This window comes from Nocardiopsis sp. iso_186 (genome assembly GCF_056173365.1).
Map to the genome: position 1 here is coordinate 4,404,293 of NZ_CM149670.1, position 26,977 is coordinate 4,431,269.

The 26,977-nt window shown below is 68.6% G+C and carries 20 protein-coding genes; 3 read left to right on the forward strand and 17 right to left on the reverse strand.

Features of this window, described 5'->3' with window-relative positions; translation table 11 throughout:
• Positions 1-353: 353 nt before the first annotated feature.
• On the reverse strand, positions 354-1,904 hold the full coding sequence (gene gatB, locus AC0VYP_RS19375; protein WP_475471115.1) for an Asp-tRNA(Asn)/Glu-tRNA(Gln) amidotransferase subunit GatB: 1,551 nt from the start codon (positions 1,902-1,904) through the stop codon (positions 354-356).
• A gap of 398 nt (positions 1,905-2,302) precedes the next feature.
• Here gatB and AC0VYP_RS19380 point away from each other — a divergent pair, with 398 nt between their 5' ends.
• Both AC0VYP_RS19380 and AC0VYP_RS19385 read left to right on the forward strand, forming a co-directional pair.
• Positions 2,303-2,722 (forward strand): hypothetical protein, encoded by a 420-nt coding sequence (locus AC0VYP_RS19380; protein WP_475471116.1) that lies wholly within the window; start codon positions 2,303-2,305, stop codon positions 2,720-2,722.
• A gap of 613 nt (positions 2,723-3,335) precedes the next feature.
• Entirely contained in the window at positions 3,336-4,592 is a 1,257-nt protein-coding gene (locus AC0VYP_RS19385; RefSeq protein WP_475471117.1) for a thioester domain-containing protein, read from the forward strand.
• Between the two features lie 227 nt (positions 4,593-4,819).
• Here the strand turns inward: AC0VYP_RS19385 and gatA are convergent, their stop codons facing one another.
• From gatA to mnmA, 7 genes are all read right to left on the reverse strand, one after another.
• The gene (gene gatA, locus AC0VYP_RS19390; protein ID WP_475471119.1) at positions 4,820-6,316 is read right to left on the reverse strand and encodes an Asp-tRNA(Asn)/Glu-tRNA(Gln) amidotransferase subunit GatA; all 1,497 of its coding nucleotides are present in this window, start codon (positions 6,314-6,316) and stop codon (positions 4,820-4,822) included.
• Entirely contained in the window at positions 6,313-6,612 is a 300-nt protein-coding gene (gene gatC / locus AC0VYP_RS19395) for an Asp-tRNA(Asn)/Glu-tRNA(Gln) amidotransferase subunit GatC (protein WP_285757493.1), read from the reverse strand. Before gatC ends, gatA begins: the two co-directional genes overlap by 4 nt.
• 280 nt (positions 6,613-6,892) lie before the next feature.
• Positions 6,893-8,953 (reverse strand): putative bifunctional diguanylate cyclase/phosphodiesterase, encoded by a 2,061-nt coding sequence (locus tag AC0VYP_RS19400; RefSeq protein ID WP_285757907.1) that lies wholly within the window; start codon positions 8,951-8,953, stop codon positions 6,893-6,895.
• A gap of 342 nt (positions 8,954-9,295) precedes the next feature.
• Positions 9,296-11,491: an NAD-dependent DNA ligase LigA gene (gene ligA / locus AC0VYP_RS19405; protein WP_475471121.1), complete on the reverse strand. Its 2,196-nt coding sequence runs from the start codon at positions 11,489-11,491 to the stop codon at positions 9,296-9,298.
• 23 nt (positions 11,492-11,514) lie between these two features.
• Positions 11,515-12,537, reverse strand: coding sequence for a methionine synthase (locus AC0VYP_RS19410; protein WP_475471122.1), 1,023 nt, complete (start codon positions 12,535-12,537; stop codon positions 11,515-11,517).
• A 39-nt stretch (positions 12,538-12,576) separates the two neighbouring features.
• Positions 12,577-13,095 (reverse strand): DedA family protein, encoded by a 519-nt coding sequence (locus AC0VYP_RS19415; protein ID WP_285757496.1) that lies wholly within the window; start codon positions 13,093-13,095, stop codon positions 12,577-12,579.
• Positions 13,096-13,228: 133 nt separating this feature from the next.
• A complete protein-coding gene (gene mnmA, locus AC0VYP_RS19420; RefSeq protein ID WP_285757497.1) occupies positions 13,229-14,314 on the reverse strand; it encodes a tRNA 2-thiouridine(34) synthase MnmA in 1,086 nt (361 codons plus the stop codon).
• Positions 14,315-14,420: 106 nt separating this feature from the next.
• Here mnmA and AC0VYP_RS19425 point away from each other — a divergent pair, with 106 nt between their 5' ends.
• On the forward strand, positions 14,421-15,575 hold the full coding sequence (locus tag AC0VYP_RS19425; protein WP_285757498.1) for a DUF695 domain-containing protein: 1,155 nt from the start codon (positions 14,421-14,423) through the stop codon (positions 15,573-15,575).
• A 127-nt stretch (positions 15,576-15,702) separates the two neighbouring features.
• Here the strand turns inward: AC0VYP_RS19425 and AC0VYP_RS19430 are convergent, their stop codons facing one another.
• The 9 genes from AC0VYP_RS19430 to AC0VYP_RS19470 all read right to left on the reverse strand — a co-directional run bounded on the left by AC0VYP_RS19430 (position 15,703) and on the right by AC0VYP_RS19470 (position 26,961).
• On the reverse strand, positions 15,703-16,872 hold the full coding sequence (locus AC0VYP_RS19430; protein ID WP_475471125.1) for a cysteine desulfurase family protein: 1,170 nt from the start codon (positions 16,870-16,872) through the stop codon (positions 15,703-15,705).
• A gap of 124 nt (positions 16,873-16,996) precedes the next feature.
• Positions 16,997-17,941 (reverse strand): electron transfer flavoprotein subunit alpha/FixB family protein, encoded by a 945-nt coding sequence (locus AC0VYP_RS19435; protein WP_475471126.1) that lies wholly within the window; start codon positions 17,939-17,941, stop codon positions 16,997-16,999.
• A 29-nt stretch (positions 17,942-17,970) separates the two neighbouring features.
• Positions 17,971-18,750 carry an electron transfer flavoprotein subunit beta/FixA family protein gene (locus AC0VYP_RS19440; RefSeq protein ID WP_475471128.1) on the reverse strand — a complete coding sequence of 260 codons (780 nt, stop codon included), beginning with the start codon at positions 18,748-18,750 and terminating at the stop codon, positions 17,971-17,973.
• 250 nt (positions 18,751-19,000) lie between these two features.
• On the reverse strand, positions 19,001-20,812 hold the full coding sequence (locus AC0VYP_RS19445) for a serine/threonine-protein kinase (RefSeq protein ID WP_475471130.1): 1,812 nt from the start codon (positions 20,810-20,812) through the stop codon (positions 19,001-19,003).
• Between the two features lie 342 nt (positions 20,813-21,154).
• Positions 21,155-21,697, reverse strand: coding sequence for a YbaK/EbsC family protein (locus tag AC0VYP_RS19450; protein ID WP_475471132.1), 543 nt, complete (start codon positions 21,695-21,697; stop codon positions 21,155-21,157).
• A 12-nt stretch (positions 21,698-21,709) separates the two neighbouring features.
• Positions 21,710-22,498: an enoyl-CoA hydratase/isomerase family protein gene (locus tag AC0VYP_RS19455; RefSeq protein ID WP_285757504.1), complete on the reverse strand. Its 789-nt coding sequence runs from the start codon at positions 22,496-22,498 to the stop codon at positions 21,710-21,712.
• A gap of 122 nt (positions 22,499-22,620) precedes the next feature.
• Positions 22,621-24,444 carry a hypothetical protein gene (locus AC0VYP_RS19460; protein WP_475471134.1) on the reverse strand — a complete coding sequence of 608 codons (1,824 nt, stop codon included), beginning with the start codon at positions 24,442-24,444 and terminating at the stop codon, positions 22,621-22,623.
• A 223-nt stretch (positions 24,445-24,667) separates the two neighbouring features.
• Entirely contained in the window at positions 24,668-25,471 is an 804-nt protein-coding gene (locus tag AC0VYP_RS19465) for an energy-coupling factor transporter transmembrane component T family protein (protein ID WP_285757506.1), read from the reverse strand.
• The gene (locus AC0VYP_RS19470) at positions 25,468-26,961 is read right to left on the reverse strand and encodes an ABC transporter ATP-binding protein (protein ID WP_285757909.1); all 1,494 of its coding nucleotides are present in this window, start codon (positions 26,959-26,961) and stop codon (positions 25,468-25,470) included. Before AC0VYP_RS19470 ends, AC0VYP_RS19465 begins: the two co-directional genes overlap by 4 nt.
• Positions 26,962-26,977 lie beyond the last annotated feature (16 nt).

Consider the following 26,977-nt stretch of genomic DNA (forward strand, 5'->3'; position numbering starts at 1 on the left):
GGACATGAGCACCCTTCCGGTCGGTGGCGCTTGGGCCGCTCGGGCGACCGCGGATCCCGCAGGCGCACTGATGCCCCGGAGTGGAGTCAGGGCTTGGGTGATCGTGCCGGGGCGCACGTCGCCCGTTGTTTCCGGCGACTGTGGCGAAGGAGCACTCGGGCGGCGCTCCAGGCGCGGTGTCGCGTGCTGTTACGAGAGGGCCGCCGCTGCTTACTCCGTATGAGGCTATTGGGTCAAGGTCACGTTCCGATTGAGAGGAAGCTGAGAGGTGGTGACGACGGGATCACGGAAAGTCACTGTTTTCTCACCTCTTCGACGGGATTGGGTGGGCCGCGGTGCGGCCCACCCCCGGGTCAGCCCTCCACGCCGAGTTTCTGCAGAATCAGCTGCCGGGCCCGTCCTGCGTCAGCCTGACCACGCGTGGCCTTCATGACCGCACCCACCAGCGCACCCACGGCGGCGACCTTGCCGCTGCGCACCTTGTCCGCGGCGTCGGCATTGGCGACGATCGCCTGGTTGACTGCGGCACCGAGCGCGGAGTCGTCGTTGACGACCTTGAGTCCGCGTGCCTCGACGACCGCGTCCGGGCCGCCCTCCCCCGCGAGCACGCCCTCGATCACCTGGCGGGCGAGCTTGTTGGTGAGCGCCCCCTCTTTGACGAGAGCGACGACTCGGGCGACGGCCACCGGGGTGATGGGCAGCGCGGACAGCTCGACCTCGGCCTCGGTGGCACGGCGTGACAGCTCGTTGAGCCACCACTTGCGTGCGTCCGCCGAGGGGGCGCCCGCCTCTACGGTCTCGGCGACCAGGTCCACGGCGTCGGCGTTGATGAGGTCGCGCAGTTCCTCGTCGGAAAGGCTCCACTCCGCCTTGATCCGGCGGCGCTTGGCCGCCGGAAGCTCCGGGAGCGTGGCGCGCAACTGCTCGACCCACTCTGCGCTCGGGGCGACCGGAACGAGGTCGGGGTCGGGGAAGTAACGGTAGTCCTGCGCCTCTTCCTTGCTGCGGCCCTCCAGGGTGCTCCCGGTGTTCTCCTGGAAGTGCCGGGTCTCCTGCACCACGCGCCCGCCCGCCGCCAGGAGGGCGGCCTGGCGCTGGATCTCGTAACGGACCGAACGCTCGACCGAGCGCAGCGAGTTGACGTTCTTGGTCTCGCTGCGGGTGCCCCACTCTGTTGCACCGCGCGGCATCAGGGAGACGTTGACGTCGCAGCGCATCGACCCCTCTTCCATGCGGACGTCGGAGATTCCCAGCGAACGGACGAGTTCGCGCAACTCCGCGGCGTAGGCACGGGCCACCAGCGGCGCCAGGTCACCGGTGTGCTCGATCGGCTTGGTGACGATCTCCAGCAGCGGGATACCCGCCCGGTTGTAGTTGACGATGGAGTACTGCGCGCCGTGGATGCGCCCGGTGGCCCCTCCGACGTGCGAGGTCTTCCCGGTGTCTTCTTCCATGTGCACGCGTTCGATCTCGACCCGGAACTCGCGGGGCCCCTCGGGGGTGTCAACGGTGACATCGAGGTGGCCGTTGACGCAGATCGGCTCGTCGTACTGCGAGATCTGGTAGTTCTTCGGCATGTCCGGATAGAAGTAGTTCTTCCGGGCGAACCGGCCCCAAGGAGCGATGGAGCAGTCCAGGGCGAGCCCGAGCAGAATCGCGCTCTCCACGGCGACCTCGTTGACCACCGGCAACGATCCGGGCAGCGCGAGGCATACCGGGCAGACCTGGGTGTTGGGCTCCGCCCCGAACGCGGTGGCGCAGGAGCAGAACATCTTCGACCTGGTGCCCAGCTCGATGTGGGTCTCCAGACCGAGCACGGGCTCGTACCCGCGCAGGGCCTCGTCGTAGGCCATCAGCGCCGAAGCGCCGCCCGTGGCAGGGCTACTCGTTACCGCGCTAGCCATCGCCGCACAACCCGTTTCCGTATTCCGTGGAGAGTCCGGCCCGGCACCGCCCCCGCCGGAGGGGACATCCCTGATTGGTCATGGTGGACGCCCCGCGCGGGCGGTGCTGTGCATACGCGGCGTCATCGTCTTGAGCCTACCGATGCCCAGGCCCCGGGCGGACCTCCCGCGCAGCAGGTGGGCGGGTGTGCGCACCGCGCCCCTCGGTCCGCCCGGACCAGGACGGGGGCCGAGGGCGCGGACAGGGGCGTATCACCCTGGCGCGGCCGATGGTCCCGGGCGGAACCAGCCGGTTACCCTGGCGGTTCCGGGCCATCGCGGGAACGCGGTTTCGGAAGCGACCTTTCGGCCCGGACCTTCTTTGACCTGTCATCCGGATCATCAGGTGAGGCCTCGCCGTGTCCCGATCCATCAGCCGCGCACGACGCGGCCCCGCCGGCGCCGCAGCCCAGATCGCGATGGCGCTGGCGATGGCGATGGCGATCTGGGCTGCGGCGCTCGGACCGGCCATGGCCGACAACCGGGCCGAGACGACCGCCGACGCGCGTGGCCGGACCGCCGTCAGCGCGGTGGATCCGGCTGCCGACGGCGAAACGGACCGGCCGACCGGAACCGGGACACGAGCGGGGCATCCGGTTTTCTCCGGGAAACCCCCAGGCGCTACTTCCGCCCCACGGTCAACGGTGCGATCGGCGGCCTCTCCGCGGTCGGTCGCCGGGACCTGGTTGGGGACGGTGCTGGCCGCCGGGGCGGGACTGCTGGTCCTGGGTGCAGCAGTGATGCTGCTGACCCGTGGCGGCGGCCGGGACGAAGAGTAGTCCGGGCCGACACACTTCCCTTGCCCCCGAGGAGCGGCGGGATGCCTGATCACCCCCGGAACAAAAACGTTTTTATTCAACTAATTGGATAACGCTTGGGCAACGATGCGAATTTCCCAGGAGTTCTCCGGAAGGCGGCACGGAACCGCCGCCGAGCACAGAAACAACGGTCGCCCATCCCCCGGAGCAGGGCCCTCTCTTATGCGGCACTTACGGACACGAGGACTGGGCCCGATGGCCGAAATCCCTGAACTGACAGTCGCTCCGCGGCAGCGGAGCATGACGAAGAGCAGGTCATTGGGACAGCCATCATCATAATCGACTAATTTCGGCACTACCCGGGCGATACCTATTGGAAGGACCGATCAGGCTCGCTAGTATCTGGCGGTGCGGTGATCAACCCCCCGTCAACCCGGCATCGATCAGGTCTCGACGAGCGATTCCAACGTTCGACCATGAGCGATCCGCTTTTGCTCCCCATCCGACCGGACCCCGTATCGAGGTCTCGGCCAAGGCCCGACCCACCCTCGCGGGGCTGTTCGCCCGCCCCTTGACGGCTGTCACCCAACCGCTGGCGAACGGCATCCGGTTCCTACCTTCATCGGGACACAACTTGACCATTACTGCTCCTCCCGCATCCCCCAAGGCCGGCAAGGGCGTCAAGCGCACGCTGACCTCCCTGGCCGCGACCACGGCCGCCGGCCTGCTGGTCCTGGGCTTCGCCGGCCCGGCATCGGCCGAGCCCGAGGTCCTCAACGGCGGCGCCAAGGGCACCTACGTCGGCAACTGGTTCAGCGGCCCCACCGTGCACACCAGCGGCGGCAGCTTCGGCACCAGCCTCTTCAAGCTGAAGCTCGAAGACGGCACCGTCCTGAAGACGTACTGCATCGACTCCAAGACCAGCATCCTGGACAAGGCCAACTACACCGAAGACTCCTGGGCCAACTACCCGGGCAAGGGCAACTTCAACACCCAGCCCGCCAAGGTGCACTGGATCCTGCAGAACTCCTACCCCACCGTCAACGTCGCGGCGCTCGGCGCGGCATCCGGTGCCGAGGGGCTCAACGAGAAGCAGGCCATGGCCGGCACCCAGGCCGCCATCTGGCACTTCAGCAACGGCGTTGAGCTCAAGGAGAGCGGCAACAAGAAGAACAACGCCAACGTCGTCAAGGTCTACGAGTACCTGCTGGCCAACGCCGAGGACCTCCCGCAGACCGCCGAGCCGGACGCCTCCCTTGCGTTCACCCCGCACGAGGCCTCGGGCGAGGCCGGCAAGGCCATCGGCGAGTTCACCGTCGAGACCAGCGCCACGAACCCGCTGCCGCTGACCGTCAACGGCCCCGAGGGTGTCATCGCGGTCAACCTCGAGGGCAACCCGGTCGAGAACGTGTCCAACGGCGACAAGTTCGCCGTGCTGGTCCCCGAGGGCACCGAGCCCGGCGAGGCCACCGTCTCGGCCTCCGTCGAGGCGCACGTGAACGTCGGCCGCCTGTTCAAGGGCAACAAGGACGGCAAGCAGAGCCAGACGCTGATCACCGCCGAGAAGGACAGCACCAAGGTCAACGCCGGTGTGAAGGTCACCTGGGTCAAGGGCGAGGAGCCCAGCCCCGAGCCCTCCCCGGAGCCCAGCCCCGAGCCCTCCCCGGAGCCCAGCCCGGAGCCGACCCCGACCCCGACCCCGTCCACCCCGGTGGAGACCCCCTCGGAGTCGCCGAAGCCGACCCCCACCCCCACCCCTGACGACAAGCCCGGTCTGCCCGTGACCGGTGCCGCTCTGGGCGGCCTCATCGCCGCCGCGGTCGTGGCCATCGGTGGTGGCGGTGCCGCGATGTACCTCTCGCGCAAGCGCAAGAGCGGTCACAGCGCCTAGTCACAGAACGCCTGTTCCACGGCTTGAGGAACAGACAGGGCGATAGCGCGAGCGCCCCCGTCGCAGTCACCTGCGACGGGGGCGCTTCGTCGTTCGGACGGAGTCCGCAAACCAGCACCCCGGAAACAGCGCGGGGCGCCCCTGGGAAATCATCACCCGAACGACGGGTGGGATCTCCCGGGGGCGCCCCCGAAGCACGTTGCCGTAGCGGCCCCGGAGCGCCTGACTCAGACGGCGAAGGCGTTCTTGGACAACAGGTCGCCGCCCCATTTCTCCCGAAGCGCCGCCTCGACGGCCGCGCCCACCAGGTAGGTGCGGTCGTCGGCGAGCGCCGGGGCCATGATCTGCAGGCCCACCGGGAGGCCGTCCTCTGCGGCGAGCCCGCACGGCACCGACAGCGCGGCGTTGCCGGCCAGGTTCGTGGGGATCGTGCAGAGGTCGGCCAAGTACATCGCCATCGGGTCGTCGCTGCGCTCACCGATGGGGAATGCCGTGGTCGGCGTGGTCGGCGACAACAGCACGTTGACGTGCTCGAAGGCGGCGTCGTAGTCGCGCTTGATGAGGGTGCGCACCTGCTGGGCGGACCCGTAGTAGGCGTCGTAGTAGCCGCTGGACAACGCATAGGTTCCCAGGATGATGCGGCGCTTGACCTCGGGCCCGAACCCCTGGGCACGGGTCAGCGACATCACCTCCTCGGCGCTGCGGGTGCCGTCGTCACCGACACGGAGGCCGTAGCGCATGGCGTCGAAGCGGGCAAGGTTCGAGGAGCACTCGCTCGGCGCGATCAGGTAGTAGGCCGAAAGCGCGGTGGCGAAGCTCGGGCAGGACACCTCGACGACCTTGGCGCCCAGAGACTCCAGCAGTGCGACCGACTCGTTGAAGCGTTCCAGGACACCCGCCTGGTAGCCCTCCCCGGAGAGCTCGCGGACGATGCCGACGCGCAGCCCCTCGACGTCGGCGCGGCGCGCCGCCTCGACCACCGGGGGGACGGGAGCGTCGATGGAGGTGGAATCGCGTGGGTCGTGCCCGGAGAACGCCTCGTGCAGCAGGGCTGCGTCAGTTACGTTGCGCGCGAAGGGCCCCGGGGTGTCCAGGGAGGACGCGAAGGCGATCATGCCGTATCGCGACGCTCCACCGTAAGTGGGCTTGGCACCGACCAGACCGCACACGGCGGCCGGCTGCCGGATGGAACCGCCGGTGTCGGTACCGGTGGCCAGGGGCGCCTCGAACGCGGCGACGGCCGCCGAGGAACCACCGGAGGAACCGCCCGGGATGCGGGTGAGGTCCCAGGGGTTGCGGGTGACTCCGTAAGCGGAGTTCTCGGTGGAGGACCCCATGGCGAACTCGTCCATGTTGGTCTTGCCGAGGATCACCAGTCCGGCTTCGCGCAGTCGCGCGGTCACCGTCGCGTCGTAGGGCGGCTGCCACCCTTCGAGGATCTTGGAGGCGGCGGTGGTGGGCATGTCCTTGGTGGTGAACACGTCCTTGTGGGCGATGGGCACACCGGCCAGCGGTCCGAGCTCCTCACCCGCTGCGCGGCGGGCGTCCACCGCGCGGGCCTGCTCCAGGGCCGCTTCATCGGCGACGTGCAGGAACGCGTTGACTTCACCGTTGACGGCGCTGATGCGGTCGAGGTAGGCCTGGGTGGCTTCGACCGATGAGGTCTCGCCGGAGGCGATGGCGGCACCGAGTTCGGCGGCGCTCAGTCGGATCAGCTCGCTCATTCCTGCTCTCCCAGGATCTGCGGCACGCGGAACCGGCCGTCCTCCACCGCGGGGGCTCCCGCCAGCGCCTGGTCGGGGGTGAGGCCCGGCTGGGACTCGTCGGGGCGGTAGACGTTGGTCAGCGGCAGGGCGTGCGAGGTCGGCGGGATATCGCCCTTGGCGACTTCCTGGACCTTCGCCACAGCGGAGATGATCTCTCCGAGCTGGGCGGCGAGCTGGTCGAGCTCGTCCTCGCGCAGCGCCAACCGCGACAACCGGGCGAGGTGCGCGACCTCATCGCGGGTGATGGCGGACATGAATGGCAAACCGTTTCTTCGGCGGATTCGGACAGGTCAATCCTATTGCTGCGCGAAGGCACTCGGGGGTGCGGTCGAGCGTCCGAGGCGGATGCAGACCGCCCGTGCGCTCACGTCTTCATCCGGTCCGGGACGAAAACGGCACACCCGGCAGCTCAGAGGGGCGTGCGCCTTTCTGCGACCGGACACGGCACGTGTTTCACGGGTCGCCTACGACGGTGGCGAACGTCGTGGACGGCCCGTCGGAGGACCGGCCGTGTGCGCCTTGCCGGCGCCCGCTTCAACCGGCGGAGCCGGTCCGCTCTGAGGGCTGCTCGGCCAGTCCCCCGTGCTCGTAGAGCCAGCGGGTGGTGGCGGCGACGTCCAGCGGCGGGGTGAAGTACTGGCCTTGGGCGGCGTAGCAACCCAAGGCGCGTACGCTCTCGGCGTCCGAGTCGCTCTCCACCCCCTCCGCGACGGCGCGCAGACCGAGCGTGCTCATGAGGTCCACGGCCGAGCCCACGATGACCCGACCGTCGGAGGTGTCGGAGATGCGCCGGACGAAGGACTCATCCACCTTGACCTCCTCGACCGGGAGCCCGTTGAGCCGGGCGAGGGTGAAGTACCCGGTGCCGAAGTCGTCCAGGGCAAGCGAAACCCCGAGGTCCGCCAAGGCCAGGATGGTGGGGGTGATCGCCTCGGCGTCCGAGACCATCACACGCTCGCTGATCTCCAGGCGCAGCGAGCCGGGGCGGACTCCGTGACGGCGCAGTCCTGCTGCCACGATCTCGGGCAGGGTGGGGTCAAGGAGTTCGCGCGCGGAGAGGTTGACCGACACCGGCAGCCGAATACCCTCGTCCCACCAACGGGCGATCTGGGGCAGCGTCTGCTCGATGACCTCATGGGTGAAACTACGCATCAGGTAGGACTGCTCGACCAGCGGGACGAATTCCTCCGGGGGGAGGATTCCGCGGTGACGATGCCGCCAACGGACCAGTGCCTCCAGCGCGACGGCACGATGGTCGGTCAACGAGACGACCGGCTGGTAGAACATCTCCAGCTCGTTCTCGATGAGGGCCCTGCGCAGTTCGCTGAACAGGCTCAACCTGGCCGTGGAGTTGCGGTCCTTGTGGGGCGCGTAGAGCTCGACGCCCGTGCGGCGTTCCTTGGCCACGTACATCGCCACGTCCGCTCGCTGGAGCAGGAGCTCGAAGTCGGGGGCGTGATTGGGGTAGAGGGCGATACCGACACTGGCCTCCAGGTCGAAGTCCATGCCGTCCAGACGCATCGGCTCGGCGAGCGCCACACGCAAACGGGTGGCTACCTCGCGGGCCGAGACCGCGTCGCGAACCTGCGGCAGCAGCACCGCGAACTCGTCGCCGCCCAGTCTGGCGACCAGGTCGCCGGGGCGAACGCTGTGGGTGAGACGGTGGGCGACCGTCTGCAGCAGACGGTCGCCGGTGGGGTGCCCAAGCGTGTCGTTGACCTCCTTGAAGCGGTCGAGGTCGAGCAGCAGCAGCCCCACCCTGCCTCGGTGGACCTGGGCCTCGCCGAGTGCCTCCTGGGTTCGCAGGATAAGCAGTTTGCGGTTGGCCAGACCGGTGAGTTCGTCGTGATTGGCCTGGTGCTCGCGTTTCACCGACAACGAGGCGCTGCTGTAGAGGGCTGCGAGCGGAAAGAAGAAGAGCGGGACCAGCCAGACCGAGTGCGCCATTGCGACGACGACGAGTGGGGCCAGGCTCAACAACACGCCGGCGACGAACAGGCGCTGGCCGATGTTCTTCATCAGGACCTTGTGCAGCGGTGCGCGCTCGTGCATGGCGACCGCGCACTCGACCAGGGTCAGATTGGTGATGAAGTAGGCCGCACCGGCCAGGGCCACCAGCAGCAGTCCCCAGCCCTGGGGCACCCAGGCAGTCTCAGCGGATCGCGGGTAGGCGAACTGGATGATGGCGTCGGCGACCCCGAAACTCAATGTGTACTGCGCGATGTTGAAGGCGGTGCGATGCGGGGCGTGGCCGCGTACTCCACCGGCGACGACCGTGGCCAGGGCCTGTACCAGTCCCGCGACGGGCAGGCCGAAGTAGATGACGAGGGCGAAGGAGAAGGGCAGCGAGGTGGGGTTGCCGTTGTCGCCGTCGGCGCTCTGCGCTGCGATGGGACGCAGTTCACCGGCGATGACCATGCCCAGCAGGACCCACACCAACGGCTCGCCCGCGAATGTCTGTAGTCGGTCGAGGCCGAGCCAGAACACAGAGGCACCCAGGAGGACACAACCGGCCACGGTGGTGCTGACCAGATACAGCCACAGTGGTGTCCCCACCCGGGGGCCGACGTCCCGGGTGTTGTTGGGATCCTTCATAAGGTCCTCGGGGTGGTTCATGGGGCGCACCCCGGCGGGCCGGGCGCCCTCTCCTGCTGTAGCGCCCCTCATGGGCTCTGTGTCAACGATTTCGGTCACCCCCATGACCGAAACGGCCGTAAAACGGCTTCAGCCGTTACTGGTCAGCTTACGTTGCTTCGTCACCACGTGTCGCCGATTGCCGACTTTAGGTGAACTACCGTCTACCTGAAACAATCACCCGTTTCGGTCCAGAATACTGCGCGAGGTAGCCCGGTGACTGCGTATCGTGTTAGGCATTCGACCTGGTGATCCCGAGGCGCCCGGGAGTTCCGGCCCCTGGCTCTCCCGGGCGCGTCGGGATCACTCCGCCTCGGGAACAGCGGGATTGACCCGCAACAGGCTGGCCGCTTCCGGCCCTTGGCGCAGCAGTACCGTGAACCCGCCCTCGTCCAGGATCGGGATCCCCAGTTTGGCAGCCTTGTCGTACTTGGAGCCAGGGCTTGCGCCGGCCACCACGAAGTCGGTCTTCTTCGAGACCGAACCGGTGACTTTCCCGCCCAGGTTCTGCACGGCCTCTTTGGCGCCGTCCCGGCTGTACGCCTCCAGGGAACCGGTGACCACCAGGGTGAGCCCGTCGAGGAGGCGCGGGCCGTCGTCGGCTCCCTCCTCCTCCATCCGGACACCGGCGGCTCGCCACTTCTCGACGATCTCGCGATGCCACTCCACGGCGAACCACTCCGTGATGGAGTGCGCGATGGTCGGACCGACGCCGTCCACCGCCACCAGCTCCTCCTCGCTCGCCGCCGCGATCGCGTCCATGGAACGGAAGTGACGGGCGAGGTCCTCGGCCGCGCGGGGGCCCACGTGACGGATCGACAGGGCGACCAGCACCCGCCACAATGGCCGCTGCTTCACCTCTTCGAGCTGGTCGAAGAGCTTCTGGACGGTCTTCTTGGCCTCCCCTTTCTGGTTGGCGAAGAAAGTGACGACCTTCGGTTCACCGGTCTTGGGATCGGTCTTGGGCTCGGTGGTGTCGGGGTCCAGGACCAGCGTGCGGATGGGCAGCAACTGCTCGACCGTGAAACCGAAGAGGTCTCCCTCGTCGCGCATCGGGGGATCGACTGGCTCCAGAGGCTGGGTCAGCGCGGTGGCCGCGACGTAGCCCAGCGCCTCGATGTCCAGGGCCTTACGTCCGGCGATGAAAGCGAGGCGCTCGCGCAACTGCCCCTTGCAGTAGCGGGTGTTGGGACAGCGCAGATCGACGTCGCCCTCCTTCTGCTGCCCCAGGGTCGCGCCGCACTCGGGGCACTTCTCGGGCATGACGAACGGGTGCTCCGCTCCGGTGCGTTTGTGCACGACCGGTGCGACCACCTCGGGGATGACGTCACCTGCCTTGCGCAGGACGACGGTGTCCCCGATCAGCACCCCTTTGCGGGCGACCTCGGAAGCGTTGTGCAGGGTGGCGAACTCGACCTCGGACCCGGCGACCTGGACCGGCTCCATGACGGCGTAGGGCGTGACCCGGCCGGTGCGGCCGACACCGACCTTGATGTCCAACAGCGTGGTGGTGACTTCTTCCGGCGGGTACTTGTAGGCGATGGCCCAGCGCGGGGCACGACTGGTGGAGCCGAGACGGCGCTGCAGGGAGACGTCGTCCAACTTCACGACCACCCCGTCGATCTCGTAGGCGGGGTCGTGCCGGTGCTCCGCATAGTGGGCGATGTAGGCGCGGACCTCGTCCAACGAGTTCACGACGGAGGTACGGTCGCTGACCGGGAGCCCCCAGGACGCCAGCAACTCATAGGACTGCGACTGGTGGGTGAAGGTGGCGCCCCGATGCGCTCCGACACCGTGCACGAGCATGCGCAACGGACGGGTGGCGGTGATGCGGGGGTCCTTTTGACGCAACGACCCCGCAGCGGCATTGCGCGGGTTGCGAAACGCGGCCTTGCCCTCTTCAACGAGGCGCGCGTTGAGCTCCTCGAACGCCTGGACCGGAAGGAAGACCTCGCCCCGTACCTCGAGCAGTTCCGGGGCCGGATGCACTGACTCGTCGAGCTGCACCGGAATCGTCTCGATGGTGCGCACGTTAAGAGTGATCTCCTCACCGACACGACCGTCACCACGGGTCGCGGCACGGACCAGGCGCCCGCGTTCGTAGACCAGGTCCACGGCGAGACCGTCGATCTTGAGCTCGCACAGGTACGCCTCGACCGGGACCTCTGCGGTGACCCGCTGGCCCCAGGCCGCCAGTTGCTCGTCGTCGAAGGCGTTGTCCAGGCTCTGCATCCGCTCCAGGTGCTCGACCGCGGCGAACTCGTTGCTGATCGGCGCCCCGACCTTCTGGGTGGGCGAGTCGGGGGTGATCAGTGACGGGTGGTCGTCCTCCAGCGCACGCAGCTCCAGCATGAGCCGGTCGTACTCGTCGTCGGTGATGACCGGCGAGCCCAGGTAGTAGCGGTAACTGTGGTCGTCGAGGTCCTGGCCCAACTCGGCATGGCGCTCGCGCACCTTGGCGGGAACCCCGTGAACGGAGGTCGAGTCTTGCGCGCTCACGCACATGTCCTTTCGAGAACGAACTAACGCCGTGGTTCCTCGTGCAGCACCCGCGCGGCCTCGCGGCACAGTTTGAGTGCGGCCCGAGCATGCCGGGGAGAGGCTCCGGCCAGCCCGCAGGTGGGTGTGACGACCACTGCTCGGGTCGCCAGCTCTGGTGCGAGACCGATCCGGTTCCACAGATCACGTACAGGATCGACGGTAGCGTCGGGGGCTGACAAAGTCCGCTCGACAGCCGGCACCACGCCGAGCAGGAAACCGGTTCCGGCTTCCACCGCCTCTCCGACCCGGTCGTCCGCGTCCCGGGGGAGCCGGGTTGCGTCGAGGCTGATCGCACGTGCCCCGGAACGGCGCAGCAGGCCGATGGGCACCTGGGGCGCGCAGCAGTGCGCGACCGGATAGCCCCCGGCATCGGCGACCGCGGCGAACACCGCACGCAGGCGCTCCTCCACCACCACACGGTTGACGGCGGACAACCGCCCGTATCCGCTGGCAGTGGGCACCGAGCCCAGGAGTGCCGCGGGCAGCGAGGGCTCGTTGACCTGGACCAGGATCTGGGCGTGGGGCAGTCGGGCGCGCACATCGGCGAGGTGGACGCGCAGGCCCTCGATCAGGGATTCGGTGAGGTCGGCGACAGCCCCCGGGTCTGCGAGCAGTTTCTCCCCGCCGCGCAGTTCGACAGAGGCCGCCATCGTCCAGGGGCCGGCCAGCTGGATCTTGAACGGCCCCGCGTACCCATCGGCCTGACTCTGCACCGCGTCGAGATCCCAGGACAAGAAGTCCCGACCGCGGGCTAGGTCCCTCCCCGGCCGCTGGACCACCCGCCATGCTGTGGGCTGGACCTCTATGGGAAATTCCACCAACAACGCGCCGGTACGTCCGATGACGTCGGCCCCCGCCCCCCTGTCGGGGAGCTCTGGCAGGTGCGGAAGGTCGGGGAGCTCACCGAGAACGGTGCGGACGGCCTCTGTCGGATCGTCGCCGGGATAGGACCCGACTCCGCTGGAAGAGGCCGGGGCCCAGGGGTAGCGCTGCTGCTCAGTCACGTTGCAACAGGGTAGGGCAAGGAGCCGTTCGCCGTGGCCTCAGGCGCTCGGCCCGACCAGGTCCCCCGTTGGCTCGGACTCGGACTCGGCAGGGCCCCTGCGGGAACGACGCCACCACAGGACGAGGGCGAGACCTCCGAGGAGCAGCAGGACCGCTGCCACCGCGAGAGACGGTGAGTGCAGGAAGAGACCGCGCAGGGCGTTGAGAACGACGACGACGCCGACGCTGTAGATGCCCGCCCAGATCAGGCAGCCGACGAACATGGCGACGAGGTAGCGGGGAAAGGCCATCCGCATGGCGCCGGCGGCCAGGTTGACCGCTGTCTGGATGCCGACGGTCAGGAAGGAGAAGGTGACCGCCGGCGGCCCGAACCGGTTGATGAGGTGCTCGGCCTTGGCGAGCTTGGCGCCGATCCGCTCGGCAAGGCGCGACCGGTGCAGGCCGGCACCGACGCCCCGGCCGATCCAATAGGTCATCTGTGCTCTGGCGAGAACGATGCCGAGCAGCGAGAAGTAGACGACCCAATAGGGTTGCCCGTCCAAGAACGCGTACGGCATCCCGATCCTCCCAGCGCGGCACCGCGGAACAACAATGCTATGCCTTGCCTAACTTCACGCGGGACCGGGTGCGATCAATCCGACAAAATGGAATTTTCACCATGAACTGTCCGCGCCTGTTTCCGACGGCGGTTCAGCCTGCGGAGGCGGCCTCTCCCGTGCGCGAGGTCGTGGCGATCGTGGCCGAACCCATGACGACGTCGCCGTCGTAGAGCACTGCGGCCTGCCCCGCGGCCACACCCGTGGCAGGTTCGACCAGGGTGATCACGAGTTCGCCGTCGCGCTCGTGCGCGTGGCAGTCGTGCACCTCTCCGTGTGCGCGCAACTGCACGGTGAAGGGGGTGGGCTCGGTCGGTGCGGCGCACCCCGACCACACCGGGCGCTGGGCGATGATGCCGTCAACTGCGAGCGAGGCCCGTGGGCCCACCGTGACGGTGTTGTTCACCGGCTCGATGGAGAGGACGTAGCGCCGATTGACGGCTCCTCCCAGGTTGAGCCCCTTGCGCTGCCCCACGGTGAAGGCGTGTGCTCCTTCATGGGTTCCCAGGACCGCACCGGACTCGTCCACGATCGGCCCCGGTTCACTGCCGAGCGTGCGGTTGAGGAACCCGGCGGTGTCACCGTCGGCGATGAAGCAGATGTCGTGGCTGTCGGGCTTGTCGGCCACCGACAGTCCCCTGCGATCGGCCTCGGCCCGGACTTCGGCCTTGGTGCAGTCCCCCAGGGGGAACATGGAGTGCGCGAGCTGCTCCCGGTTGAGAACCGCGAGGACGTAGGACTGGTCCTTGGCGTAGTCAACGCTTCGGCGCAAGCGGCCGTCGAGCATCCGGACGTGGTGACCGGTGCACACCGCGTCGAAGCCCAGCGCGATGGCGCGGTCCAGAACCGCCTCGAACTTGATCTTCTCGTTGCAGCGCAGACAGGGGTTGGGGGTGCGGCCCGCCGCGTACTCGGCGACGAAGTCCTGCACCACTTCCCGGTCGAACTCTTCGGCCATGTCCCAGATGTAGAAGGGGATACCGATGACGTCGGCAGCTCGCCGGGCGTCCCGGGAGTCTTCCACCGTGCAACAGCCGCGGGCCCCCGTGCGGTAGGACTGGGGGTTCTTGGCCAGGGCAAGATGGACACCGGTGACGTCATGGCCGGCCTCAGCCGCGCGGGCCGCGGCCACCGCGGAATCAACGCCGCCCGACATGGCGGCCAGTACTCGCAAAGTCATAGCCCTACCAGACTAAGCGGTGCAGAAGGCTGCATCCGCCCTATTTTCCCGTGACCAGTCAACGTCACTGCCGGGAGCACCGTCCGACTCTGCGAAAATCGATGTCATGGCTCTGTTCCGTCGCCGTCGCTCCGCCGATTCCCTGTCCGCCGTCGCCATCGACGACTTCTGGTCCTCATGGGCCGACGTCCGCGAGGCGCTGGCCGCATCCATCGATGCCCGAACCGCCGTTCCCGCCGAGGAGGCCCAACGCCTCGACGAACGCGTGCAGCGCATCCACCAAGGGCTCGGCTGGGAGGTGTCACCCGCTCCGGCACCGGACCCCGCCGACCTCGCCGTCTCCTTCGACGACCCCGCCGCACTGTTCGCGAGCCTTGAGTCCCCCTCGGACGCATCGGCTCCCACCCCCGCCTATGCACTGACCCTTCGCGCGGGCGAGGACGACGACGCACGGGTGCTGGCCGAGCGCTGGTACCGCGCAGCTCCGGAGGACGCCGCGTGGGCGTTCTTCCCCTCCGTACCGGCCGACCACGGCAGGCTCACGAAGAGCACGGTCGTCAGCGACCACGAGCTCGACCTGTCGCACACGTCGGTGAGCCTGCGGGTGGACCACGCCAGTGGCCGGATCGAGGTGGGCGTCTACCATCCCGACTTCATGTTCCTGCCCGAGGAGGTCCAACTGGAGGTGGCCGAGCAGGTGACGATGCTCGCGCTGGGCGAGGACCACGTCGTGCGCTGGATCTCCACCGTTCGCCCTCTCGTGGAGAAGCCGCTCGATCCGCTTCCCCCGACCTCGATGCCCTCGGTGGTGGAACAGCTCTCGGGTATAGGCAGCAGCGGGGGCTGGGTGACGCTGCAGGGCAGGGTACCGCTGCGCGGACCGGTGCAGATCGCGGTGCGCCATCCGCTACACCGCCGTGATTACCCGGCTTTCTCTCTGTACGTACAGGTGGTCGTGGGTTACGCCGATACCGACGACGACAAACTGCCTGCGCAGTCGTCGGCGGCCGCTCTGGACGCCTTCGCGCTGGGGTTGCGCGGCCTGCTTGGCAACAACGGGGCGCTCCTGGCCCACCAGACCATCGGTGGACAGCGAATCTTCCACTTCTACCTCGACCCCGAGTCCGGCGTACTGCCGGAACTGCAGAAGGCCGTGGCGGAGTGGCCTGAGGGCAAGACCCAGTTGCAGAGTGCCCTGGAGCCCGAGTGGGACACCATCAATCAGATCCTGAAACCGATCAGGCGCCAGCTGGGTCGCTGAATGTCCATCGTCCTGGGGCGACGCAGCCGCCCCAGGACACGGACGGACCGGCACTCGCAGTGCGCCGCTCGCCCACGACAGTGGGCGGCAGCCTTCGCCGGGGCGCATCCGGCCACCGTGGGACCGCCTAGTGACGTTTGGCCCGGGCCTTTCGGGCGCGTTCCACGATCGGTCCCAGGGCTCGGGCGAGGGCGGCGATGTCGGCTCTGGTCGATCCTCGTCCCAACGAGAGGCGCAATGAGCCCCGGGCGGTGTCGGGATCGGCGCCCATTGCAAGCAGTACATGGCTGGGCTGGGAGACTCCTGCGGAGCAGGCCGAACCGGTGGAGCACTCGATGCCCTGGGCGTCCAGCAGCATCAGGAGGGCGTCCCCCTCGCAGCCCGGGAAGGCGATATGGGCGTTACCGGCCAGCCGGTCGGTGGGGTGACCGTTGAGCGTGCTGTCGGGCACCGCTTCACGGACCGCCCCGATCAGTTCGTCGCGTAGTGCGGCGAGCTCCGCGGCGTGGTGGTCGCGTTCGGCCACGGCCAGGCCGACGGCCGTGGCCAGGCCGCGCAACAGAGGAGTCGTCAAGGTGCCCGAACGCACCTCTCTCTCCTGGCCGCCGCCGTGCAGGACCGGGACCGGATCCACACCGCGGGCAAGCAGCAGCGCCCCCGCCCCCGTCGGCCCACCGAGCTTGTGCCCGCTCAAGGTCAGGGCGGACACTCCACTGGCCGCGAAGTCCACGGGCAGCACCCCCACTGCCTGCACGGCATCGGTGTGGAAGGGAATCCCGTATTCGGCGGCCACAGCGGCGAGCTCTGCCACCGGCTGGATGGTCCCCACCTCGTTGTTGGCCCACATCACCGAGACCAGGGCGACGTCGGCGGGTTCCTGCTCGATGGCCGCGCGCAGCGTCTCGGGGGCGACCCGGCCGTAGCCGTTGACCGGCAGCTCTTCGCAGACCGCGCCCTGGTGGTCGGCGATCCAGCGGGCGGGGTCGAGTACCGCGTGGTGTTCGACAGCACTGACGAGAACACGCCGGCGTGCCCGGTCGGCGGCATTCCTGGCCCAGTACAGTCCCTTGATCGCGAGGTTGTCGGCCTCGGTACCCCCGCTGGTGAAAACCACCTCGTTGGGGGTGCAGCGCAGGGCGTCGGCGATCTCCTCGCGGGACTCCTCCACCACTCTGCGGGCTCGACGTCCTGCGCCGTGCAATGAGGAGGCGTTGCCGAGGACACCGAACTGGTCCGTCATAGCGGCGATGGCCTCGGGGCGGACAGTGGTCGTGGCGGCGTGATCGAAGTACACCATGGCGATCACCGATTGTAGACGGCCCGCGCCGACACCGATCAGGGAAGTCCCTTCGAGCGGTGTCCGCTCCGGCAACGACGACGGCCCGGACGGTCGGTCCGGGCCGTCGTCGAGGCGCAGGCGCCTACTTGCGCTTGTTGATCTCCTCGGTCAACTGCGGGGTGACCTTGTGCAGGTCGCCGACGACCGCGAAGTCCGCGATCTCCAGCAGCGGAGCCTCGGGGTCCTTGTTGACGGCGACGATCGTCTTGGACGTCTGCATGCCCGCCCGGTGCTGGATGGCACCGGAGATTCCCAGGGCGATGTAGAGGTTCGGGGCGACGGTCTTACCGGTCTGGCCGACCTGGAAGGCATTGGGGTACCAGCCGGAGTCGACCGCGGCACGGGAGGCGCCCACCGCGGCTCCCAGGGAGTCCGCCAGTCCTTCGACGACGGAGAAGTCGTCGCTGCCCACACCGCGGCCACCGGAGACCACGATGGCGGCCTCGGCAAGCTCCGGGCGCGAGCCCTTGCTCTCCTTGACCCGGTCGGTGATCCTGGCGGCCTTGGCACCCTCGGACAGCTCGACGGTGACTGCCTCCTGGACCGCCGCCCCCTGCGCTGCCTCGGCCGGGATGGCGTTGGGGCGCACGGCGACGACGGGGACGCCGGTGGTGACGCGGGCGTGGGCGACCACGCCGCCACCGAAGATGGAATGCTCGGCGACGAGGTCGGCGGTGAGGTTGACCACATCGGTGAGTACGCCCGAACCGAGCTTCACAGCGGTGCGTCCGGCGATTTCCTTGTTCTCGGCGGTGGCCGAGACGAGGACGGCGACGGCGGACTTGTCCGCGGCAAGGGTGGCCAGCAGTTCGGCCTTGGGTGCGACGACGTAGTCGTTGAGTTCGGCCGGAGCGGTGTAGACCTTCTCCGCTCCGTACTCGCCGAGCTTGGCGGTGATGTCTCCGGTCGCTTCCCCGACGACGACCGCCGAGGGCTCACCGACGCGGCGGGCTGCGGTCAGCAGCTCCAGGGTGACCTTCTTGACCTCTCCGTCGGCGTGATCGACGAGAACGAGAACTTCAGCCATGATCGTGTTTTTCCTCTCTCGTCCGTCGCTTACACGAACTTCTTGGCGGCGAGGAAATCGGCGATCTGGACGCCGCCGTTGCCCTCGTCCTTGACAACGGTGCCTGCGGCACGCGGCGGGGCCTCTGCGAAGTTGACGACCGCAGTGGTGGCGTTGGCGACGCCGACCAGGGCGGTGTCGATCGCGGCGTCGGCCGCGCCGAGCTTGGTGACCGGCTTCTTCTTGGCCGCCATGATCAACTTGAACGACGGGTAACGCGGTTCGTTGATCTTCTCGACCACCGACACAACGGCCGGCAGCGTCGCCTCGACCACGTCGTAGCCGTCGTCGGTCTGGCGCTGGACGCGCACGGACGAGCCGTCGATGTTGACCTTGTTGGCCAGGGTGAGCTGCGGCAGGCCGAGGTACTCTGCGAGCGCGGCGGCGACCACGCCGGTACGCGCGTCGGTGGACTCCGACCCAAGGATGACCAGGTCGAACTCGATGGTGCCCAATGCCTTGGCGAGCGCATAGGCGGTCTGGAGCGAGTCGGAGCCGTGCAGCGCCTCGTCGTTCAGGTGCACCGCCTTGTCGGCCCCCATCGACAGGGCCTTGCGGATGGAATCCGTGGCCTGGTCGGGCCCGGCGCTGAGGATGGTGACCTCGCCGCCGTGCTTCTCCTTGAGCAGGAGTGCCTCTTCGATGGCGTACTCGCACAGCTCGTTGATGACGCCGTCGGAGGAGGCACGGTCCACCGTGCTGTCCGCCGGGTTCAACTTACGCTCGGTCGCGGTGTCCGGGACCTGCTTGACCAAAACGACAATATTCATGGCCGGTGGCCGACCTCCCTGCACTTACCTGCGCCGCCCGGGTGGACGCCGTGGACGCGGGCGCGTCCGTGGTTCTTTGTCAAGAGTGCCAAACACTCGGATGAGGTCCGGCAACGGGCTGGCGTTCTGGACCCGCCGTCCCGTGGTGTCTCGTCTGCTCTTCCTTCAATGTTACTGACTGGTAGCAAGAAGGCGAACGCCGCCCTCGAATTTTTTCCTGAGGGAAGGCTCGCCTAATCTTTGTTCGACTCTAGTTGAACCAGGTTGACGGCGCGGGGAGAGGGCTCCACACGGCCCCGCCGATCTGGACCCCGAAGACGATCAGGAAGAGCGAGAACAGGCTGACCGCGACGATGATCCCCCAGTAGATGTAGGGGTTGCGGATGGCGGCCTTGCCCATCAGCCAGCGCGACTGCCGGTGCGCGCCGCGGGCGTGCGGACCGAACAGGAAGTTCAACAGCACCACGATGGCAAGCGCCCAGGAGCCGACGTAGTTGGCCGAGCCGTTGCCGGTGACCATCCCGACCCCGAGTCCGACCACGATGCCGCCGAGCAGATAGCCCAGCCCGTACATCGCTGCCGATCCGAGGGTGCGCAGGAACGCCCACGGCAGGCTCAGTGCCACGACCATGTTGTCGGAACCGCGGGGCCCCCGCTCGTGGAGGCGCCGGGCGTGCTCACGCTTGGCGATGTCCAGGCCGCCCAGCACCGTGACCCCGAGCAGTCCCAGGAACAGACCGAACACGGGAAGCATGAGGGTGATCCCGACGACGGCCAGCGCGGCCGGGACCACGAGCAGCCAGGGCAGCGTCTTGACCTCGCGGTCGTCGTAGTAGTCGTCCTCGTCGTCGGAACCGAGGTAGTCGCTGATCCGGTCCTCGCCCTTGCGGCGGGAGCGGAAACGGTCCACCAGACCGCGGGGTTCGTCGTCCTCGTACTCGTCGCCCGAGAAGGTCGAGGTCTGCTTGGCCCTGCCCTTGTCGTAGTTGACCGGGGTCAAGATGTCGCGGAACTCGTCCGGGCGCAGCGTCGAGTTGAAGAACTGGGTGTGCGGCGGCGCCCCTTCTTCCGCACGGTCGTCCTCGTACTCGTCCTCCGCAGGGGCCATGGCGGTGTCGGTGGGCCCTGCGACCTGGGTCGCGTCGGGGCGCGGCGACTCGATCGGCTCGGGAACACTGGCGGCAACCGTGTGCGATCCGGTCAAGCCGCTCGGCTGGTAGCCCTCCTCCGCCCAGGGGAGGTCGAGATTGAGGCGCTCGGCTGCTGCGAGCAGGCGCGCCGCGTCGGGCCGGGAGCGTACGTCGCGTGCCACAGCGGAGCCGACCAGCGGACGAAGCGCGTCGGGCATTCCGTCGAGGTTGATCTCCCCGTTGAGGATGCGGAAGAAGATGACCTCGAACGCACCCGCACCGTAGGGCGGGTTGCCGGTGGACGCGAAAGCGACCGTTGCCCCCCAGGCGTGGATATCGGTAGCCGGGCTGAGGTCGGAGCCTTCGATCACCTCGGGCGACAGATAGCTCGGGGTCCCCACGAAGGTACCGGTCTGGGTGAGCTTGGCACCGTCCACCGCATGGGCGATACCGAAGTCGATGACGATCGGCTCACCATTGGAGATGATGACGTTTCCGGGCTTGAGGTCGCGGTGGATGACCTCGGCTGCGTGGATGTCGCCGATGGCCCTGGCCAGACCGGTGACCAGCCTGGTCAGCGCACGGCCCCGCAACGGGCCGTGGTCGGTGACGGTGGCGTCCAGGGTGGGGCCGGGAATGTACTCGGTGACGACCCAGGGCAGCCGGGCATTGGTGTCGGCGTCGATGACGGCCGCGACGTTGCGGCTCTGCACCCTGCGCATCGTGGTGACCTCGCGGGCCAGCCTGGCGCGGGCGATGTCGTCGCCGGCGACCTCCGAACGCAGCACTTTGACTGCGACCAGCCGATCCTGAGGGTCTACGGCTTGGTACACAACGCCCATTCCGCCTTGGCCGATTCGCCTGCGGATCTTGTATGGGCCGATGTGTTCCGGCAGCCCCTCACCATCGGAGAAACCTGCCGTCATTGCCATAGTGAACCCATCTCCTCAAACCCCACGTACCACCTCGTGCAGCCTATCGGCCAGAAGCGATCGGGCTCCGAATCAGTACCGGTCGGTGCCACGTGCCGCGCTGCTCGTCATGAACCACAGCACCTACAGTCACCCGGTCGGTCCCGGCCAGGCTACAAAAGCCGACGGGACCGCCCCCACCCCGAAAGGTCGGGCACCCGGGTCGCGCGAACACGCGCCCCCGTCGAGTGACCACATGAGTATGACGGAAAAACCGGGACTTCGGTTCCGCTCAAGGGCTCGTGCGAACGCAGGCCCGTCCGGGGCGGGAGACGTGTGCGTCCCGCCGCGGACGGGCCGGCGTCAGACCTGGCGGGCCAGCCCCTCGATGACCTGGGCGCCGGGCAACTCGGCCAGCACCGCTCCCGGAACAGCGAGCTTGGAACGGCGAAGCCCGCTGCCCACGACGACATAGGGCTGGGCCGCAGCTGCGGCGTTGACCAGAATCGGCCAGTCGGCGGGCAGCCCCAGCGGAGTGATCCCGCCGTACTCCATTCCGGTGGCCTGCACGGTGTCGTCCTGGGGAGCGAAACTGGCCTTGCGGGCCTCCAGGTGTCGGCGCACCGTCCCGTTGACATCGGCGCGGGTGGTGGCCAGGACCACACACGCCGCGTACCGCACCTCGCCACCGCGCTTGGCAGCGATGACGACGCAGTTGGCGGACGCCTCCACGGGAACCTCGTAGGCGGCGCAGAAATTGGCGGTATCGGCCAGGTCCGCATCGATGGCGGCCACCAGTAGCCGCTCGACCGGGGTCGTGTGTTTCCAGGCGGCCACCGCCGCCGCGACCGGCCGAGCCAGCAGATCGGCCCGTTCGACAGCAGGACGGGTGTCGAGTCCCCACATGGTCTGGCGCCCTTACTTTCCGGAGAATTCGGCCTTGCCGGGGCCCTGCTCGACGAAGCTGCGCATCCCGGTCTTCTGGTCCTCGGTGGCGAACAGCGCGGAGAACTGCAGCCGCTCGATCTCCAGACCGGTGGTGAGATCGGTCTCCAGACCCGCGTCGATGGCCTGTTTGGCCGCGCGCAGGGCGACCGCCGGTCCACCGACGTAGCGCGCGGCCATCGCCACTGCGGCGGCGTACACCTCGCCTGCCGGTACGACCGCGTCAACGAGCCCTATGGCCAGCGCCTCTTCGGCTCCGACGTGGCGGCCGGTGTAGATGAGGTCCTTCGCCCGGGAGGGGCCGATGAGCCGAGGCAGCCGCTGGGTGCCACCGGCGCCGGGGATGACCCCCAGTTGGATCTCGGGCTGGCCGAGGACGGCGTTGTCGGCAGCGACCCGGAAGTCCGCGCACAGCGCCAACTCGCATCCACCCCCCAAGGCGTACCCGGTCACGGCTGCGATGACCGGCTTGGGGACCTTGGCCACCGCGGTGAAACAGTCCTGGAGGACGCGGGAGTGCTCGGCCATCCGCGCATAGTCCAGATCGGCCATTTCCTTGATGTCGGCTCCGGCCGCGAACACCCGCTCGCCCCCGTAGACCACGACGGACGCGATCGTGTCGTCGGTGCCGACCCGGACCGCGGCCTCGGCGATCTCGACCTGTACCTGGGCGTTGAGCGCGTTCATCTTCGGTCGGTCCAACCGGATGACGGCAACGGCGGGGTTGTCGGGATCGGTCTCCACACGCACGAACTCGGCCACGGTCCACAACCTCTTCCATTCGGCTCGGAACTTCGGGGGCTCCTGCCTATCACCCCTTGCCCTTTTGATGCGCGCACCGCCCCCGCTCTGCGGTACGGACGCGCCGACGCCGAGCCGTGGGATCACTCGAAGACGGTCATCTTCTGTCCTTCGGCGTTCACCGCGGTGACGGTGACCGCCCCCGCCGGCTTCTCTCCGGCCGGCGGCCCCGTGACCGCGAGTTGCGGCCCCTCGCCGGTACCGGTGACCGCCCCCTCGACACGGATGGAGACGGCGTCCCTGGAGGCTCCCGCAAGGTAGTGCCACGCTCCGTCGTCGTCCTGCCACCAGGCGCCGGCGGCGACCTGTCGGCTGAGATTGCTGCAGTCCCAACCGTTCTCGTGCGTCGCGACCTCGACCTGACGTGTGCGTCCTTGAGAGGCGAGGAGGGTCACGACGGCACTCCCGGTGCCGTCCGCGAAACCGAAACGGGTGCATGTCCAACGACCGCTCCCTCCGCCTGGGAGGTCGGTGACGGCGAACTCCCACACGGTCGAGGTTCGTGCCGGCCGATCCAATGGCGGGAGTAAGCAGTCGAGTTCACCCCACAGCTTGAATCCCGTCGGGTCTCCGGTGAGTTCATGTGGGCCCAGACGGCGGATCTCGGCCGGCGGGGGCGGCATGTAGCCGATGTGGGAGGTACTGCTCCAGCCACCGTCCATGACCGTGTAGGGCTGGCCGTGAGCGACGTCAGGGGCCCGGAGCCGAAGAATCTGGCCGCGGGCGCAACCCGGCTCCCGCACAGTGGGAACGTGATCGGTGACGCCGTCATCGATCCGCAACGAGCTCCACTGGGGACCGTCTTCGGCGAGTGGCGCGGTTTCGGCCTGGACGACCCAGGGCGGCAGGAGGAAACGCACACCTTCGTCGGTGGCGAGGAGCCGCACTGCCGGCCAGTTGGCGACCCCGTTGCCCGGCTCGGGGAAGACCTCCACCGCGGCCCGGTCTGCGCCCTCCACGTAACGGGCCAGCCGAGGAGCGTCGTGCAGCAGGACGACGCGATGGCCGTCAACCTCCCCCGCGAAGAGCAGGAGCGGAGCAGCACTCGGGGCCAGGGCCTCCGCCCCCTCCCTGCCGCGCCCGGCCGAGCCCGGTTCCTCGATCCCGTACCAGGCCGCGAGCGCGCGCTGCACAAGCCGGTCGTCGTCGAGAAGGTCACCGCGGGCGTCCCAGGCGCTGAGGTCGAGTTCGAAACGCTCCCGCCATGTCTGGGCGGCCAGGACGCGCACCTGGGTGGAGTGGGCCGCGGCCGGAGCGGCTCCGGTCTCGTGCCGCAGGACGGTCCCTCCCCGAACCTGGGGGATCGCCACGATGGCGACCAGGATCAGGGCGACCCCGACCGTTGCCGCAGCCGCAGCAGGCCGTGCGGAGGACCGGCGGCCGTATACGCGGACGATGGTCGGGTCGAAGGGCGGACGCTCCAGGAGGCGGTCCTGCTCTGTTTCCGAGGCCGCCAACCGGCCGCCGACGCCGGCGGCCTCGGTGATGGCGGCGTCGGGGGCGACGGCTCCGGAGCGTTGCAAAACGTCGCGCACCTCGTCGGGCGGGATCTGCTCGATCCGGCTCAGCACATAAGCGGCGCGCCCCTGAGGCGTGAGTTCGTCGAGGGCTGCGAACAGGGCGATGTCGTCGCTGAACCCGGTCGCGGGAAACATCCGCAACCAGGCGGTGCCGCGCTGCCACCATCGTTTGGGACGCAGTGCACGGCGCAGTACCCGAACCCGGAACACGTCGTAGTCGCCGGGATCGAGGTCGCCGCGTCCTGCGAGCACCGCGGTGACGATTCGATGCGCCTGGTAGAGGCGTCCCTGATCCGGGCTGCGCCCCGGCAGGACCAGGTAGGCGATGCGGGCCAGGTCACGATAAGCACGCATCTGCCCCGGGGGGATGTTCCTACCTGTGGACACGATGGTTCTCCTGCTCGGCAGCGGCTCCGGTTGCGAGCGCGACGACCGTGCGTAGTCACTCGGATCCCATGCGTCGCGCCCCAGTAGAAGGAGCGTAGGGACGGAGGGCGACCAGCCGTCGGAGAACAGCGATATCCGCCCCATAAGAGACGAAGATCGACTAAGTGGCTTAAGTAGGTTTTCGTCGTGTACCGGCGGTCGCGGTCGGGGATCCCGGCACGCCCTAGGCGACACCGCCGAACAGGAAGGTGAGCGTGCCGAGCCGGGCCGAGACGGTGTAGGCGGCGGCGAGGAGCAGGAAAGCCCCGACGATGACGAGCGTGTCGGCCGCGCGCCAGTGGCTGGCCCGCGCGTGACTGCGCGGACCGGTGCCGAAGGCGCGCGCCTCCATCGCGGTGGACAGCAGTGTCCCGGTCCGGATGGCCCGCACCAGCAGCGCGAACGTTTTGCCGACGAAGACCCTCGTCGCAGCGAACGGGTTGCGGCCGGCATCGATCCCCCGGGCCCGGCGGGCCAGCGAGATGGTGTTCCACTGCCCTGCGAGGAGGGGAAGCAGCCGCAGGGCGGCCAGCACGCTCAGGGCCGGGCGTTCGGGCACTTTGAGCTTTTGGATCAGAGCGTCGGTCAACTTGGTCGGATCGCTGCTGATGGCGGCCAGGAGGCCGGGCAGCGCAATGGCCAGGAGGCGCAGCATCGACCCGAGCGCGCCCCACGCCCCATACTCCCCGTAGAGGTAGTTGACCAGGAAGTTCGAGCACCCCATCAGGACGAACGGAACGCCCAGGATCAAGGTCGTCCGGCGGTCGAGCCCGCTGAACGGAACCAGGAGCAGCGCGGCGGCCAGGACGATGCCGCCGGTGACGGGATCGATCGCGGGGATGAGACCGAAGGAGAGCACCAGCGCGGCGATCACCTTGGCTGCGGGGTTGAGGCCGAGCAGCCAGTAGCGGGCACCTCCCCCGTCGGGACGGGCGATGATCAGCAGCTCGCTGCGCGGGCCGGATTCCTCAGGCGATCGGATGGTCATCGACCGTCCCCCTGCTGGACAGGGCGAACCGTTCCCTCTGCCACCCGGAGCCGCGCGTCAACGCAGCGGTCCATAAACAGGTCGTCGTGGGTGGCGGCCAGGACGGCACGTCCCTGAGCACGCAGCTCGGCCAGGAGTTCCACCAACTCGGTCCAGGTGATGGTGTCCTGACCGAACGTGGGCTCGTCCAGGACGAGCAGATCGGGAGCGTGGGCGGGGCCTGAGCTCAGGGCGGTGGCCACCGAGAGCCGACGCTTCTCTCCTCCCGAGAGGGTGAAGGGATGCACGTCGGCCAGCTCTGTCAGGCGCAGACGGTCCAGGAGCTCATCCACCCAGGCGTCGGCCTCGTGTTCGGGGGTGCCTGCCTTGAGCGGGGCGAAGCGCAGTTCGTCACGGACCGTGGCCGTGACGAACTGGTCCTCCGCATGCTGGAACACCGTCCCGACATGGCGGGCGAGACGCCGGGCGGGCCATCGGGCGAGCGGACGGGCGTCAACCTCGGCGAGCACTCCGCGCGGCGCGATCGTGCCGTCGTACGGGGCGGCCAGCCCGGCGAGCATCATGAGCAGGGTGGACTTACCGGCTCCGTTGGGCCCGGTGAGGGCGGTGGTGGTACCGGCGAGCAGGTCTGCGTCCACTCCCTCCAGGACGGTCCTCGGAGCGGCTCCTCTGATCCCCAGTTCACGGGGGGTGCGAGCGTGCACGCCCACGGCCTCCAAGAGGACGGGGCCTCCCGGAGCGGGCGGGAGGGCGGGGCTCGGCTCGTAACCGGGTACCCAGACGCCTTTCCGGGCAAGAGCAGCGCCGTGTCGGGCGAATATCTCACTCGGGACCCCGTCCGCCAGGACACCCCCTCCTGCCTCCACGACGACGACCCGGTCAACCAGGTCCATGACCTGGGCGACACGGTGCTCGACGATGACCATGGTGGCCTGGGTCGCGCTGAGCAACTCCGCTATCAGGGATCTGACGAGTTCGGCTCCCGCGGGGTCGAGGTTGGCGGTGGGCTCGTCCAGCAGAAGCAGCCGCGGCCGCATCGCCAGAGCCCCTGCGATGACCAGCCGCTGCTTCTCCCCTCCGGAGAGGGAAGCGGTGGAGCGGTGGCGCCCGTAGGGGAAGCCGACCTCGGCGAGACCTGCGTCAACCCGATCCCAGATCTCGGCGGGGTCAACGGCGAGGTTCTCCAGCCCGAAGGCCACGTCGTCGCCTGCCTGGGCCATGACGAGCTGGGTCTCGGGGTCCTGGCTGACCAGTCCGACTCCGCGGCGACGCTGCTGGGCGCTGTGGCCGTCCAGCAGCAGGACGCCTTCCGCCTCCCCGTTGATGGCACTGTCCGGCCCGGTGAGACCGGCCAGGGAGTGCAGGAGCGTGGACTTTCCGGCGCCGGAGGCGCCCAGCAGCAGGACGCGCTCCCCCGGCTGGATCTCCAGGGTGACACCGCGCAGCGAGTAGTCCTCGCGGCCTGCGTGTTTCCACCCCCAGTCGCGCATGCGGACGTGCGTGCCG

Excerpts from the sequence above, each read along its gene's own strand:
- gatB (WP_475471115.1), bottom strand. The coding sequence starts at position 1,904 with ATGGCTAGCGCGGTAACGAGTAGCCCTGCCACGGGCGGCGCTTCGGCG.
- gatA (WP_475471119.1), bottom strand. The coding sequence starts at position 6,316 with ATGAGCGAGCTGATCCGACTGAGCGCCGCCGAACTCGGTGCCGCCATC.
- gatC (WP_285757493.1), bottom strand. The coding sequence starts at position 6,612 with ATGTCCGCCATCACCCGCGATGAGGTCGCGCACCTCGCCCGGTTGTCG.
- AC0VYP_RS19400 (WP_285757907.1), bottom strand. The coding sequence starts at position 8,953 with ATGAAGGATCCCAACAACACCCGGGACGTCGGCCCCCGGGTGGGGACA.
- AC0VYP_RS19415 (WP_285757496.1), bottom strand. The coding sequence starts at position 13,095 with ATGCCGTACGCGTTCTTGGACGGGCAACCCTATTGGGTCGTCTACTTC.
- mnmA (WP_285757497.1), bottom strand. The coding sequence starts at position 14,314 with ATGACTTTGCGAGTACTGGCCGCCATGTCGGGCGGCGTTGATTCCGCG.
- AC0VYP_RS19425 (WP_285757498.1), top strand. The coding sequence starts at position 14,421 with ATGGCTCTGTTCCGTCGCCGTCGCTCCGCCGATTCCCTGTCCGCCGTC.
- AC0VYP_RS19430 (WP_475471125.1), bottom strand. The coding sequence starts at position 16,872 with ATGGTGTACTTCGATCACGCCGCCACGACCACTGTCCGCCCCGAGGCC.
- AC0VYP_RS19435 (WP_475471126.1), bottom strand. The coding sequence starts at position 17,941 with ATGGCTGAAGTTCTCGTTCTCGTCGATCACGCCGACGGAGAGGTCAAG.
- AC0VYP_RS19440 (WP_475471128.1), bottom strand. The coding sequence starts at position 18,750 with ATGAATATTGTCGTTTTGGTCAAGCAGGTCCCGGACACCGCGACCGAG.
- AC0VYP_RS19445 (WP_475471130.1), bottom strand. The coding sequence starts at position 20,812 with ATGGCAATGACGGCAGGTTTCTCCGATGGTGAGGGGCTGCCGGAACAC.
- AC0VYP_RS19450 (WP_475471132.1), bottom strand. The coding sequence starts at position 21,697 with ATGTGGGGACTCGACACCCGTCCTGCTGTCGAACGGGCCGATCTGCTG.
- AC0VYP_RS19465 (WP_285757506.1), bottom strand. The coding sequence starts at position 25,471 with ATGACCATCCGATCGCCTGAGGAATCCGGCCCGCGCAGCGAGCTGCTG.
- AC0VYP_RS19470 (WP_285757909.1), bottom strand. The coding sequence starts at position 26,961 with ATGCGCGACTGGGGGTGGAAACACGCAGGCCGCGAGGACTACTCGCTG.